Annotated in this window: 14 protein-coding genes; 10 read left to right on the plus strand and 4 right to left on the minus strand. The window is 42.7% G+C overall.

Annotated elements, in window-relative coordinates; all coding sequences use genetic code 11:
• Positions 1-104: 104 nt before the first annotated feature.
• Positions 105-2,570, minus strand: a complete 2,466-nt coding sequence (gene fadE, locus QS795_RS03990; protein ID WP_286270903.1) for an acyl-CoA dehydrogenase FadE — start codon at positions 2,568-2,570, stop codon at positions 105-107.
• Between the two features lie 340 nt (positions 2,571-2,910).
• Here fadE and lpcA point away from each other — a divergent pair, with 340 nt between their 5' ends.
• Positions 2,911-3,489 carry a D-sedoheptulose 7-phosphate isomerase gene (gene lpcA / locus QS795_RS03995; protein ID WP_154610159.1) on the plus strand — a complete coding sequence of 193 codons (579 nt, stop codon included), beginning with the start codon at positions 2,911-2,913 and terminating at the stop codon, positions 3,487-3,489.
• 26 nt (positions 3,490-3,515) lie between these two features.
• Positions 3,516-4,283 carry a class II glutamine amidotransferase gene (locus QS795_RS04000; protein WP_154604561.1) on the plus strand — a complete coding sequence of 256 codons (768 nt, stop codon included), beginning with the start codon at positions 3,516-3,518 and terminating at the stop codon, positions 4,281-4,283.
• On the opposite strand, the gene QS795_RS04005 is transcribed toward QS795_RS04000, so the two are convergent.
• Positions 4,254-4,994: a L,D-transpeptidase family protein gene (locus QS795_RS04005; protein ID WP_154604562.1), complete on the minus strand. Its 741-nt coding sequence runs from the start codon at positions 4,992-4,994 to the stop codon at positions 4,254-4,256. The genes QS795_RS04000 and QS795_RS04005 overlap by 30 nt on opposite strands.
• A 415-nt stretch (positions 4,995-5,409) precedes the next feature.
• On the opposite strand from QS795_RS04005, the gene QS795_RS04010 reads away from it, so the two are divergent.
• The 8 genes from QS795_RS04010 (at position 5,410) to nqrM (ending at position 12,755) form a co-directional block, all read left to right on the plus strand.
• On the plus strand, positions 5,410-6,753 hold the full coding sequence (locus QS795_RS04010) for a Na(+)-translocating NADH-quinone reductase subunit A (protein ID WP_286270897.1): 1,344 nt from the start codon (positions 5,410-5,412) through the stop codon (positions 6,751-6,753).
• Between the two features lie 4 nt (positions 6,754-6,757).
• A complete protein-coding gene (locus QS795_RS04015; RefSeq protein WP_036954189.1) occupies positions 6,758-7,996 on the plus strand; it encodes an NADH:ubiquinone reductase (Na(+)-transporting) subunit B in 1,239 nt (412 codons plus the stop codon).
• The gene (locus QS795_RS04020) at positions 7,989-8,783 is read left to right on the plus strand and encodes a Na(+)-translocating NADH-quinone reductase subunit C (RefSeq protein WP_181478095.1); all 795 of its coding nucleotides are present in this window, start codon (positions 7,989-7,991) and stop codon (positions 8,781-8,783) included. Before QS795_RS04015 ends, QS795_RS04020 begins: the two co-directional genes overlap by 8 nt.
• Positions 8,776-9,405, plus strand: coding sequence for an NADH:ubiquinone reductase (Na(+)-transporting) subunit D (locus QS795_RS04025; RefSeq protein ID WP_154604565.1), 630 nt, complete (start codon positions 8,776-8,778; stop codon positions 9,403-9,405). Before QS795_RS04020 ends, QS795_RS04025 begins: the two co-directional genes overlap by 8 nt.
• Before the next feature lie 4 nt (positions 9,406-9,409).
• Positions 9,410-10,006, plus strand: coding sequence for an NADH:ubiquinone reductase (Na(+)-transporting) subunit E (gene nqrE, locus QS795_RS04030; protein WP_006657396.1), 597 nt, complete (start codon positions 9,410-9,412; stop codon positions 10,004-10,006).
• Positions 10,007-10,021: 15 nt separating this feature from the next.
• A complete protein-coding gene (nqrF, locus tag QS795_RS04035) occupies positions 10,022-11,248 on the plus strand; it encodes an NADH:ubiquinone reductase (Na(+)-transporting) subunit F (RefSeq protein WP_154604566.1) in 1,227 nt (408 codons plus the stop codon).
• Positions 11,249-11,479: 231 nt separating this feature from the next.
• Entirely contained in the window at positions 11,480-12,511 is a 1,032-nt protein-coding gene (locus tag QS795_RS04040; protein ID WP_154628211.1) for an FAD:protein FMN transferase, read from the plus strand.
• Positions 12,512-12,527: 16 nt separating this feature from the next.
• The gene (gene nqrM / locus QS795_RS04045) at positions 12,528-12,755 is read left to right on the plus strand and encodes a (Na+)-NQR maturation NqrM (RefSeq protein WP_154604568.1); all 228 of its coding nucleotides are present in this window, start codon (positions 12,528-12,530) and stop codon (positions 12,753-12,755) included.
• A gap of 104 nt (positions 12,756-12,859) precedes the next feature.
• Here the strand turns inward: nqrM and QS795_RS04050 are convergent, their stop codons facing one another.
• The gene (locus QS795_RS04050; protein ID WP_154639440.1) at positions 12,860-13,225 is read right to left on the minus strand and encodes a hypothetical protein; all 366 of its coding nucleotides are present in this window, start codon (positions 13,223-13,225) and stop codon (positions 12,860-12,862) included.
• A 225-nt stretch (positions 13,226-13,450) separates the two neighbouring features.
• Entirely contained in the window at positions 13,451-14,347 is an 897-nt protein-coding gene (locus QS795_RS04055) for a glycerophosphodiester phosphodiesterase family protein (protein WP_286270887.1), read from the minus strand.
• Between the last annotated feature and the right edge of the window lie 53 nt (positions 14,348-14,400).

The following is a 14,400-nucleotide window of genomic DNA, read 5'->3' on the forward strand; positions in this document are numbered from 1 at the left end:
ACTAATAGATGAACATAAAACAACAAGGGAGCCAATGGCTCCCTTGTTGTTTTAGTACAGTGATAGCTTTTAGTACGGTGACAATTTTTAGCGTGTTAGATTAATTATGCCGCTTTTTTCTTTTTCGACTGAGATTCATCCTCTGACTCAGTGTGTGGCTTTTTTGATGGGATCACACCTAAATCAGCGAAATCAAACTCGTCGACATTAATCGTACGTAAGCGGCTGGCTTCGGCTTTACGTAAAATATCGGCTTCTTCTTGGGTGATAATGTTTTCTGGCAACATTTGGTCAGCTAACTTATCCAAACGCGTGAAGCTGAATTTACGCTCTTTTAAGCGGCAAATACGTTCGAAAATTGGCTCTGCAGCAATGATGTCATACAGTGCTTGGTTCACTAAACCGTGCGGGTTGTTCTCCATAGGGGTTAGGAATTGACCACGTCCAATTCTGTCGCGTGTTTCTGATGGCTCCATCATCAGCTGTGCTAGCTTGTGATCCAGTCGGTCAGATGGCATTGACATTGCACGACCTGTCGGGAACAGGACAATGCGTAATGCGCCAGCAATAAAGCGATTTGGGAAGTTTTTCAGTAAATCATCCATCGCTTTTTCTGATTGATACAGACAATCTTCAACGGCCCATTTCACCAGTGGTAAATCCGCTTTTTGGCGACCTTCATCTTCATAACGTTTCAAGGTTGCAGAAGCAAGATACAGATGGCTCAGAATATCCCCAAGACGAGCGGAGATTCGTTCACGACGTTTTAAGCTACCACCTAGAACGCCCATCGACACATCAGAGAGCAGGGCTAAGTTAGCACTTTGGCGGTTAAGCATTTGGTAATAACGGCGAGTTTCGTCTTTAGTTGGTGCGCTGCTACCGCGTCCATTGGTTAAACCTAACCAGAAACTACGACATTTGTTGCTGATCACATGACCAATATGACCGAATACTGCTTTATCAAATTTGTTCAGGTTATTGTCTTGGGCTGCTGCCATTTCATCAAGCACATAAGGATGGCAACGGATGGCGCCTTGTCCAAAGATAATCATGCTACGAGTCAGAATATTGGCACCTTCAACGGTAATGGCGATAGGTGCACCTTGGTAGGATCTGGCAACGAAGTTGGAACTTCCTAAGCAGATGCCTTTACCACCCGTGATATCCATCGCATCGATAATTGAGCGTTGACCACGGTGAGTACAGTGATATTTCACAATGGCGGAGAGCACCGCTGGCTTTTCGCCCAGCATAATGCCAGATGTAATTAAGGTGGCTGCGGCATCCATTAAATAGGCGTTACCAGCAATACGGGCTAAAGGCTCTTCAATACCTTCCATTTTTCCTATAGGAAGTTTGAACTGACGACGAATATAAGCATAAGCCCCTGTTGCCATTGCTACACTCTTCAAGCTACCTGTTGAGTTGGATGGTAAGGTGATCCCGCGTCCAACAGACAGGCATTCCACCAGCATTCTCCAACCTTGACCTGCCATTTGTGGGCCACCGATGATGTAATCGATAGGCACGAAAATATCTTTTCCGCGGGTTGGGCCATTCATAAATGGAATGTTCAGCGGAAAGTGGCGGTGACCAATCTCAACACCAGGGGTGTTTGTTGGGATTAATGCACAAGTAATACCGAGGTTTTTCTCGCCGCCCAGTAGTTTCTCTGGGTCAGTTAATTTAAAGGCTAAGCCTAATACCGTCGCGATTGGCGCAAGGGTAATGTAGCGTTTGTTCCAAGTCAGGCGCATACCTAAGACTTGTTCACCTTGCCACTCGCCCATGCAAACAACGCCGGCATCAGGAATCGCTCCAGCATCAGAGCCTGCTTCTGGACTGGTTAATGCAAAACAAGGGATCTCTTCACCAGTAGCTAAGCCCGGTAAATAACGATTTTTTTGCTCATCCGTACCGTAATGTTGCAGTAATTCACCTGGGCCTAATGAGTTTGGAACACCCACCGTGATAGCAAGGATACCGGAAACTCCCGCTAATTTTTGTAGGACTTGAGATTGCGCGTACGCAGAAAATTCTAATCCGCCATACTCTTTTTTGATGATCATCGCGAAGAAGCGGTGATCGCGTAGGTATTGCCAGACTTCTGGCGGTAAATCTGCGAGTTCATGACTGACTTCAAAGTCGTTCACCATGCCACAAACAGTTTCCACTGGGCCATCAATAAAAGCTTGTTCTTCAGCGGTGAGTTGTGGTTTTGGGTAATTATGAAGTTTGTTCCAATTTGGCGCCCCACGGAACAGGTCACCTTCCCACCAAGTGGTTCCAGCATCAATCGCTTCTTTTTCTGTGCTAGACATCGGTGGCATCACTTTCTGGAACATGGTCATCGCTTTTGATGAAAACAGAGATTGGCGAATTGGTGTGATGACAAATGGTAATAAAACCAGAGCGACGGGTAACAGCATCCAGTAGCTCCAGACACTAGCAGCACCCATGGCTGCGGTATAAGCCAGTAATATAACGGTGCTCAGAATGAGTGAGCTTTTGTGGTAGCTCAGCACGCCGATTAACGCAATAAATAAAACAATACTGAGAAGGATCATAGTTGAAGCTCCTGTCTACTTGTAAGAGGTCTGACCTGTTTGTTTTATTAATCTATATCTGGTAATAAACAATTAGCAAGGTATTTACATCTTAATTACAACTTGGCTCACAAAATCATCAGTTCCTTTTGTAAAGGGACGGTGAATGAAAAATAACCCGTCTTTAGCTAGCCGCATAGCAGAAGCGCACTGTTGGAGATTTCGCCAACCATACCCCATACGGTACAATCAAAAGTAGAAACAAAATGTACCCTGTGCAACAATCGAGAAATCAAAGATAAATTACCTATAAAGACGTAATTATCTCCATCAAGCATTCGTGAAAATTAAGGGGAAACTCATGTACCAAGACTTGATCCGTGGTGAGCTGACTGAAGCGGCAGATACGCTATCAAAATTTTTAAGTGATGATGCAAATCTGCAAGCAATTGAGAAAGCTGCAGTATTGCTGGCGGACTCTTTCAAAGCAGGTGGTAAAGTGCTCTCTTGCGGTAATGGCGGCTCTCACTGTGATGCAATGCACTTTGCGGAAGAGTTAACTGGACGCTATCGTGAAAACCGTCCTGGTTACCCAGCGATTGCTATCTCCGATGTTAGTCACATTTCTTGCGTGAGTAATGACTTTGGTTATGAATTTGTTTTCTCTCGCTTTGTGGAAGCGGTAGGGCAAAAAGGCGATGTGCTGCTTGGCATTTCGACCTCAGGTAATTCAGGCAATATTATTAAAGCGATCGAAGCGGCACGTGCGAAAGGCATGAAAGTCATCACCCTGACAGGGAAAGATGGCGGAAAAATGGTGGGAAGCGCTGATATTGAAATTCGCGTTCCGCATTTTGGATACGCAGATCGTATCCAAGAGATCCACATCAAAGTGATCCATATTTTGATCCAATTAATTGAAAAAGAGATGGTTAAGTAACCATTTTTAGTAGCAGGAGACTTTAAATGTGTGAGTTGCTTGGCATGAGTGCCAATGTACCAACCGATATTACGTTTAGCCTAAGTGGGCTGATTTCCCGTGGTGGGCAGACTGGTCCACATAAAGATGGATGGGGTATCACGTTCTACGAAGGTCTAGGCTGCCGCACATTTAAAGATCCTCAACCGAGTTTTGTCTCCCCTGTGGCGCGTTTTGTGCAGGAATATCCTATTAAATCGGAAAGTATTGTGGCGCACATTCGTCAGGCGAACAGAGGAGATGTTTCACTGGTGAATACCCATCCGTTTACGCGGGAATTATGGGGACGAAACTGGACTTATGCGCATAATGGGCAATTGAAAGGGTTTCGTTCATTAAAGACGGGGCACTATAGACCAATCGGTGAAACTGATAGCGAATGGGCATTTTGCTGGATTTTGCATCAATTGAATCAAAAATACCCAAGAAAACCAACAAACTGGAAAGCTGTTTTCCGTTTTATTGGCACTCTTGCACAGCAACTGCGTGAGAAAGGGGTGTTTAATATGTTGTTATCTGATGGGCAATATTTGATGGCATTTAGCTCAACAAAGCTGCATTGGATCACGCGTAGAGCACCGTTTGGTAAAGCGAAACTGCTGGATCAGGACATCGAGATTGACTTTCAACAGTGCACAACGCCAAGTGATATTGTTTCAGTTATTGCCACGGCGCCCTTAACAGGTAACGAGACGTGGCAAAAAATCGAACCCGGTGAATTTGTGCTATTCCACCGTGGCCAACGCATACTGTGATTTAGATCCCAATAACTTAGTGGGCGTTTCTGGCATGCTGTTAACATGATATTTACCTAATGTTACTGATATTTCAGCAGGTTTGCCGGTTCGCTCAAAATAATCATAAGCAGGTTGAAGCTGTTTCCAAAAAGCATAATGCGTTGAATTGCGATAACGCAGCATATTCATTTTAGTCATGCGAAATGGATAAATACTTACATCAACGGCAGGTTGACCATTTTGAAGTGCTTGTTCCACGGTTTGATAAATTTCCCCCATGGATTTATCTGTCATTGCATAACACCCGACAGACACACAGCTACCGTGAATCATCAGATAGTTACCCGAATACCCCTGCGTCTTATCAAATTCATTAGGAAATCCAAGATTGATAGATCGATAATATCGACTATTTGGATTGAGTTGCGAGCGCGTGATCTGATAAAACCCCTCAGGGCTTTTTAAGTCACCTTCTATCTTTTTAGGGCCTAGTCCACCAGAAAACTTACAGATAGGGTAGGTTTTGACTAATTTATACTTTCCTACGGCTGTTTTTTGGTAGAGCTCAAGCACACCCTCTTGCTTAAATATTTGAATAAATATCGATGAATCAGGCTGAGTAGTTGGCTTACTATTAAGGTGAAATAATGTGTTTTCTTCTTGTTGAGCAAATGCAGACGTTGCAAATGTGAAGAGTAAATAAACACCGACGGTTTTACTTATATGCATAATTAAGCCAAATGTTGAAAAATAAGCTGATTAAAAATGGACCAAATTCAACATATTTTAGACGAATGGAACAAAATTTAATATATCAAGTTAATAATTTTCTAATGAATCATTATTGACTACAAATTAATCGATGCTCGATAAATGTGAGCCAACATGTAGGTATTTACGAATTGTTGCAACAAAATTTTAAATTTTATTGCAATTTGCTTGAACTAGGTCACTTCTATAACCGGACAGAGGTCGAGGGAACTGATAAAATTGACCCCGGCAGAAGAAGAGAAAGTGTAGCAATATTGTTAGATTTACTTACTCGAGTGGCGAAAGCAACTTGAGTTATTTTTATTATTGAGTCGCTATCATTCATTGCTGAATCGTTAGCTTAGGGTTTAACTGATAAACTTGTGCAGATCTTATGATTAAAATTAAAAAAGGCCTTAACCTTCCAATAGCAGGTGAGCCAGCCCAAGTGATAGAAGACGGCCCGAAAATTCAACACGTAGCGGTGCTAGGTGAAGAATATGTCGGAATGCGTCCTTCGATGCTGGTTAAAGAAGGTGAGCGTGTAAAAAAAGGGCAGGTTCTTTTTGAAGATAAAAAGAATCCTGGCGTGGTATTTACTAGCCCAGCCTGCGGTAAAATTATTGCTATTCATCGCGGTGAGCGTCGTGTACTTCAGTCCGTTGTTATCGAAATCGATGGTGACGAACAAGAGACTTTCGAGTCTTATTCTACCGACCAACTCCCATCACTGACGAAAGAGCAGGTTGAACAAAATCTTTTAAGATCCGGTTTATGGACTGCTTTAAGAACGCGCCCATTTAGTCGTTCTCCAGAGCCAGGTTCATTCCCCGCAGCGATTTTTGTGACTGCAATTGACACCAATCCTCTTGCTGCTGATCCTTCGATTATTATTGGCGAAAATACGCAAGCCTTTACTGACGGTCTCATCGTTCTGAGCCGACTAACTGAAGGCAAGGTGCATGTTTGTCATGGTGCAAGCGAGCTTCCAAAACAAGCTGTTAATGCACAAATCACATACACACAATTTGCAGGACCACATCCAGCGGGCTTAGCAGGGACTCATATTCATTTCCTTGAACCTGTTAGCATTCGCAAAAAGGTGTGGAGCCTCAATTACCAGGATGTGATTGCCATCGGTAAATTATTTACCACTGGTCATCTTTATACTGATCGTGTTGTTTCTGTCGCAGGCCCGCAAGTTGAGAAACCTCGCTTGCTGCGCACTCGCCTTGGCGCGGATATCTATGAATTAACCAAAGGTCAGCTCAAGGCAGGTGAGAACCGCATTATTTCTGGTTCTGTGCTGTGGGGCGTGACTTGTGATGATGCTCATCATTATCTTGGTCGTTTCCATAACCAAGTTTCTGTATTAGCGGAAGGTCGTGAAAAAGAGCTGTTTGGATGGATTATGCCAGGCGTGAATAAATTCACCATCACGCGTACCACCATTGGGCATTTCTTGAAGAATAAACGCTTCGATTTTACCACGACGATGAATGGCGGTGAGCGTTCAATGGTACCAATTGGTAACTATGAGCGTGTCATGCCTCTCGATATTATGATCACCCACTTACTGCGTGATCTGCTCGCAGGGGACACCGATACTTCTCAGGAACTGGGTTGTCTGGAACTCGATGAAGAAGACTTGGGACTGTGCACCTATGTGTGTCCAGCTAAGTATGAATATGGTCCAGTACTGCGTGATGTCCTGACCAAGATTGAGCTAGAAGGGTAATTCCATGGGTCTGAAAAATTTATTTGAAAAATATGAGCACCAATTTGAACCCGGTGGAAAATTAGCAAAATTCTATCCATTGTATGAAGCTGTTGCGACAGTCTTCTATACACCGGGCACTGTAACAAAAGGTCGCTCACACGTCCGCGATACAATCGACCTCAAGCGTATGATGATTTTAGTCTGGCTTGCGGTTTTCCCAGCGATGTTCTGGGGTATGTATAACGTTGGTAACCAAGCTATTCCCGCGTTGCATCACTTATACAGTGGCGCTGAGCTGCAACAAGTTTTAGCGAGTGACTGGCACTATTCTCTGGCTCAGTTATTAGGCGCTTCTTTAGCACCTGATGCTGGCTGGGGCAGCAAAATGCTGCTAGGTGCGATTTACTTCCTGCCAATTTACTTAGTGGTATTTTTGGTCGGCGGTTTCTGGGAAGTGTTGTTTGCCATGATCCGTGGTCATGAAATCAACGAAGGCTTCTTTATCTCCTCCATCTTATTTGCGCTGATTGTTCCGCCGACCATTCCATTATGGCAAGCGGCGCTCGGTATCACTTTCGGTGTGGTTGTCGCAAAAGAGATTTTCGGTGGTACAGGTCGTAACTTCCTTAACCCTGCACTAGCGGGTCGTGCTTTCCTTTTCTTTGCTTATCCAGCGCAAATCTCGGGTGACTTAGTTTGGACTGCTGCTGATGGATTCTCGGGTGCAACGCCTCTGTCCCAATGGGCGACGGGTGGTGTGAGTTCACTGGTAAACACAGTAACTGGCGAGCCAATCACTTGGATGCAAGCCTTCTTAGGGAATATGCCAGGTTCAATTGGTGAAGTTTCTACCCTGATGATCTTCATCGGCGGTGCATTTATTATCTTCTTCCGTATCGCCTCTTGGCGCATCGTGGCAGGTGTGATGCTGGGTATGATTGCTATGTCTTACCTGTTCAACTTTATCGGTTCAGACACCAACCCACTGTTTGCTATGCCATGGTGGTGGCACATGGTTTTAGGCGGCTTTGCCTTCGGTATGATCTTTATGGCGACAGACCCTGTTTCTGCTTCTTTTACTGATAAAGGTAAATGGGCTTACGGGATTTTGATCGGCGTAATGTGCGTACTTGTTCGGGTTGTGAACCCTGCATATCCAGAAGGGATGATGCTCGCAATCCTGTTCGCCAACCTGTTTGCTCCTCTGTTTGACTATATGGTCGTTCAAGCAAATATTAAACGGAGAAAAGCCCGTGGCTAATGATAAACCAGTAAATAAAGATGGCGTCGGCAGAACGTTTATCGTTGTTTTCATTCTCTGCTTAGTCTGTTCCGTCGTCGTTGCCGGTGCTGCGGTTGGTCTGAAACCTCAGCAACAAGAACAAATGATGTTAGATACTCAGCGTAATATTTTAAGTGTTGCTGGTTTGCTGCAGCCTAAAATGAGCGCCGAAGAAATTCAAAAAGTCTATGGTGAGCGTATCGAGCCTAAATTGCTGAATTTCAAAACGAATGAACTATCTAACAGCGTAAGTCGTTTTGACTTAAACAGCGAACTGCGTAGCGAAGAGACCAGCATCGCGTTATCTCCAGAAGAAGACATTGCGAAAATTCGCCGTCGTGCCAATAGCGCTGAAATTTATCTGGTTAAAGATGAGCAAGGGAAAGTGACCCAAGTGATTCTGCCAGTTTATGGTTCAGGCTTATGGTCAGTGATGTATGCCTTTATCGCAGTGGATATTGATGGTGTAACCTCTCGCGGTATTACCTACTATGCGCATGGTGAAACGCCGGGTCTGGGTGGTGAAGTTGACAACCCACAATGGAAAGCGCAGTGGCCGGGTAAAAAACTGTTCAATGAGCAGGGTGTCCCTGCAATCAAAATCGTGCGTGGTGGTGCCACCGATAACCCATTTGGGATCGATGGTCTTTCAGGTGCAACCCTGACTTCAAACGGTATTCAACATATGTTTGATTTCTGGTTAGGCGATAACGGTTTTGGTCCGTTCCTGAAAAAAGTTCGTGAAGGAGCGCTGAATAATGGCTGATTCTAAAGAAGTAAAACGCGTCCTACTTGGACCTCTGTTAGATAATAACCCGATTGCATTGCAGGTTTTGGGAGTGTGCTCCGCTTTAGCGGTTACTACTAAACTTGAAACTGCATTGGTTATGACCATCGCCGTAACGCTAGTTACCGCGTTCTCTAACTTTTTTATCTCATTAATTAGAAATTACATTCCAAGCAGTGTTCGTATTATTGTTCAAATGGCAATTATTGCATCATTGGTAATTGTGGTTGACCAAATCTTACGCGCCTATGCCTATGAAATTTCGAAACAACTTTCCGTATTCGTTGGTTTGATTATCACCAACTGTATCGTGATGGGACGTGCTGAAGCGTACGCGATGAAAGCACCACCAATCGAAAGTTTTATGGATGGTATCGGTAACGGTCTTGGTTACGGTGTGATTCTGGTACTGGTTGGCTTCCTACGTGAGCTATTTGGTTCCGGTAAACTGTTTGGTATTACGGTATTTGAATCACTGCAAAATGGTGGTTGGTACATGCCAAACGGCTTATTCCTGTTAGCGCCAAGTGCATTCTTTATCATCGGTATGCTGATTTGGGGTCTACGTACTCTGAAACCAGCTCAGATAGAGAAGGATTAAGAGAATGGAACATTATATTAGCTTGTTTGTAAAAGCCATTTTCATCGAAAACATGGCGTTAGCTTTCTTCTTAGGGATGTGTACATTCCTTGCGGTATCGAAGAACGTAAAAACTGCTTTTGGACTGGGTATTGCGGTAACCGTGGTGCTTGGGATCTCCGTCCCTGCGAACAACTTAGTGTACAACTTAGTGTTACGTGACGGCGCGCTGGTTGAAGGCGTGGATCTTTCGTTCCTGAACTTCATTACCTTTATCGGTGTCATCGCGGCACTGGTTCAAATACTGGAAATGATTTTAGATCGTTACTTCCCATCACTGTATAACGCACTGGGGATCTTCTTACCGTTGATCACTGTAAACTGCGCAATCTTTGGTGGTGTATCTTTCATGGCTCAGCGTGACTACAACTTCACTGAATCTATTGTTTATGGCTTTGGTTCAGGTATTGGTTGGATGTTAGCGATTGTCTTAATGGCCGCGATCCGTGAAAAGATGAAGTATTCAGACATTCCAGCGGGTCTAAAAGGGTTAGGCATCACCTTTGTTACGACCGGTTTGATGGCATTGGGCTTTATGTCCTTCTCCGGTGTGCAGCTATAAAGGCGAGAAGAATTCATGGATATTATTATTCTAGGCGTAGTTATGTTTACCCTGATTGTCTTGGCGCTGACAGGCCTGATCCTGTTTGCAAAGTCCAAGTTGGTCAATACAGGGAACATTAAAGTTGAAGTCAACGGCGATCCTGATAAGAGCTTTGATGCTCCAGCAGGCGATAAGCTGTTAGGTATGTTAGCAAACCAAGGAATCTTTGTTTCTTCTGCCTGTGGTGGCGGTGGTTCATGTGGTCAATGCCGTGTGAAAATCAAAGAGGGCGGTGGTGACATCCTGCCAACTGAGCTTTCTCACATCAATAAACGTGAAGCGAAAGAAGGTTGCCGTCTGGCGTGTCAGGTTAACGTAAAACAAGATCTTAAGATTGAATTACCTGAAGAAATTTTCGGCGTGAAAAAATGGGAATGCGAAGTTATCTCCAATGATAACAAAGCGACGTTCATTAAAGAGCTGAAGTTAAAAATTCCTGAGGGAGAAGTGGTTCCATTCCGTGCGGGTGGTTTTATTCAAATTGAATGCCCGCCTCATGTGGTGAAGTACTCAGACTTTGATGTACCTGAGGAATACCGTGAAGATTGGGATAAATTCAACCTGTTCCGCTATGTTTCTGATGTTAAAGAAGAAACTGTACGCGCTTATTCAATGGCAAACTATCCTGAAGAGCGCGGTATTATTATGTTGAACGTGCGTATTGCAACGCCACCTCCACGTAATCCAGATGTACCGCCGGGAATTATGTCATCGTATATTTGGTCACTGAAACCAGGTGATAAAGTCACTATTTCTGGACCATTTGGTGAGTTCTTCGCGAAAGAAACTGATGCGGAAATGATCTTTATCGGTGGTGGTGCGGGTATGGCGCCAATGCGTTCCCACATTTTCGACCAATTACGTCGTTTAGATTCTAAGCGTAAGATCAGCTTCTGGTATGGTGCACGTTCGAAACGTGAAATGTTCTATACTGAAGATTTTGATCAGTTAGCTGCAGAGCATGACAACTTTACATGGAATGTTGCACTTTCTGACGCTTTGCCAGAAGATAATTGGGACGGTTACACAGGATTTATTCATAATGTCCTGTATGAAAACTACCTCAAAAATCACCCTGCGCCAGAAGATTGTGAGTTCTACATGTGTGGACCTCCTGTCATGAACGCCGCGGTCATTAAGATGTTAAAAGACCTCGGTGTTGAGGACGAAAACATCTTACTGGATGATTTTGGTGGTTGATTAATTGCTGTAAATTATCTATTAAGCGCTCAGGAAACTGGGCGCTTGTTGATTAAAAAGAGGAAAAAATGGGTTTTTTTCCTCTTTTTGGTTGTAAACTGTAAATCGCCAAATAGGCAATTTAATTTTTAAACGTGAGTATTCTCTAGATTTGTGAATGTTGAGTTTGTTAGACGTCTCAGCACCTACTCTTTCTCTAGTGGGCGCTTACAATTAACGCTGAGAAAATTTATGCTAAACAGAAAAGTATTTGCTCCTGTGCTGCTATTCGCAGCCACTCTCCTTCTTGCCGCATGTGGTGGACCTGAACAAAAGAATCTTCAGGGACAAACCATGGGAACCTATTATTCTGTTAAGTTCGTGACAGACTCTTCAGAGCCTTCATCGGAAGCTATCCAAGCCGAAATCGACAAGCGTTTGGAAGAAGTGAACGACCAGATGTCTACCTATCGCCCTGGTTCTGAATTAAGTCGTTTCAATCAATCCAATGAAGTTAATGTGCCATTCCCTGTTTCTGCTGCGACGGCAAAAGTGGTCAGTAAAGCCATTGAGATTAATAAATTAACGGATGGCGGCCTGGATGTCACTGTTGGTCCACTGGTTAATCTGTGGGGGTTTGGTCCAGAGGGTCGAGTTACAAAAGCACCTACAGATGAGGAGCTTGAAAAACGTCGCGCATGGGTGGGTATTGATAAGCTATCTGTACAAGACAACAACTTAATCAAAACCATTCCTGAGCTCTATGTTGATTTATCTTCAATCGCTAAAGGTTATGGTGTTGATGTGGTGGCGGAATATTTAGAGTCCATCGGTATCAATGATTATATGGTTGATATTGGTGGTGAAGTCCGTACAAAAGGTAAAAATGGCAAAGATACACCATGGCGTATTGCGATTGAAAAACCTGCAACGGATGGTGTGAGTCAAACGGCACAGGAAATCATCGAGCCGGGCGACTTATCTATTGCGACATCAGGTGATTATCGTAACTATTTTGAACAAAATGGTGTGCATTTCTCACACACAATTGACCCAAAAACAGGTAAGCCAATTTCCCACAATTTAGTCTCAATTACGGTATTAGCCGACGATTGCATGAGTGCGGATGGATTATCTACAGGTTTCAATGTGATGGGGCCAGAAGCGGGTCTCGCTCTTGCTGAAAAAATGAATATTCCTGTTTTTATGATTGTTAAGACAGATAAAGGTTTCGAAGAGCGTTACACTAAAGCATTCGAGCCATTTTTACAGAAAAAACAGTAACTAGGAGGAAAGCAGAATGTTGAATGTTTTTCTTGCAGCCTTTGCCTTATTTTTGTTGGCATTTTTAGGTATGTCCCTTGGGTATATTATTAAACGTAAAAGTATCCAAGGTAGTTGCGGCGGTTTAAGTAGCATTGGGGTAGAGAAAGTGTGTGACTGCCCCGAGCCTTGCGATGCGCGTAAAAAACGTATGGCACGCGAAGAAGCACGCCAAAAAATGCTAGAGAAAAACCGCATTTTGTAATTTTTACACTGTTATGAATATCAACCCTAGTTGCTTTAATGAGCGGTTAGGGTTTTTTATTTTAAGATTATCTTGATAAAAATAGTGATGTATTTCATTACGAACTAAATTTTATGTAATGAAGCCGAGCATGATGTGGAAACAGGGTAGTGAACAAACATGTTCCGCATATTTCCTTTGAAACTGAGAGTGACTTTGCCATTATCTTTCTCGTTGAGTTTGCATGCTAAGTAATCGATGCTGCTCCATTTTTCTCCTGACTTTGTCGTGATTATTCCCATCCAATAACTTTGTTCGGTTGAAGAAAAAGTGAACTCAGTGATATCGCTTAACTTTTTTCCATTTATAAGATTATAAAAGATAAAAACATTTCCATACTCATTCGCATTATTTTTGAAAGAAATTTCCACCTTTTTTAAGTCTTCATTCCATAGGTTCTCGATAGAAAGCAAACCTTTTGATATCGCCATGTTAAATTCCTTAAAAATGAGAGTTTAAATATATTTACTTATCTTGGCATCGATGATTTATTAAGTAATTAATATTGAATGTTATTTATTATTAAAAAAGGAAGGGAATATAAGATAGAGAAATGTATAGATAGAAAAATGTATAGATAGAAAAAGGAGTAATAAAAATAAGCTACTTAAATTGAATAAATTATTATCAAAATAAAGTAGCTTAATAGTTAGAATTTATTTTTTGAAAGCTTTTGGTGAATCGACCATCACGGCATCAGCGCCAATTTCTTTAGCCAGTTGATAATCACTGTCGCTATTTACACCAAAAACAATAATGTAAGCGTTGCCATTTTTTCTAAAGCAGTCGATAGCTTCTTTATCCCATGAGAGGGTTGCTGGGGAACGCGCTTCACCAAGGGTATATTTCTCAACGACTTCAACTTTACGATGCAGCTCAAAACCATACCAACGAGTTGCAGATTTATCATTCTCAAGCGTACATTGATGGCTCATCACACTGTTGGCAAGCATGGTGCGAGTCTCATCACGGCTTTCAAATAATTGTAACTGAGTAGAAAGAGGCTTCAGAGCTTTTAAAAATGCATCGTTAGTGGAATAAAAACGGACTTGGTTAAATGTGTTAGTTTTATTCAACAATGCCAAAATAGCTTGAGCTTGCGTATTAGGATCTGCATCTGGGGATTTTAAGTCGATATAAAAAATCGTATCGGGGTATTTTTTTAATACTTCTTCTAATGTCACGATGGTGGTTTTTGCAGCGGGGAGTTGTTGGTTATTTTTCTGATTAAATTTATACGCCGCATTTATTTGGCTTAATTGCTTGGCGGAATAATCAGAAACAACACCGCTTTTATCTGTTAAAGCGTCTAAGTCACTCGGGCGGTAAAGGACTAATTGATTATCTTTACTGAGCTGAACAGTTAACCAAATTGCATCAGCTTTATTGCTTTTGGCTTGTTCGATCGCATAAAGAGTATTTTCAGGGGCATCTGCGGTACCTGCGCGGTGTGCCACAATTTGCGGCATTAATGCGGAAGCGGATTGGCTAACCAAAAATAGTAAACCTATCGCGGTGGATTTTTTGAACACTGACGTTGATATAATTTGCATTTGTATAATCCATAATAATAGAAAATTCAATGAACTAACATGAGATTGACCGA

Origin of the sequence: Providencia zhijiangensis, from assembly GCF_030315915.2 — a bacterium.
Lineage (GTDB): Bacteria > Pseudomonadota > Gammaproteobacteria > Enterobacterales > Enterobacteriaceae > Providencia > Providencia zhijiangensis.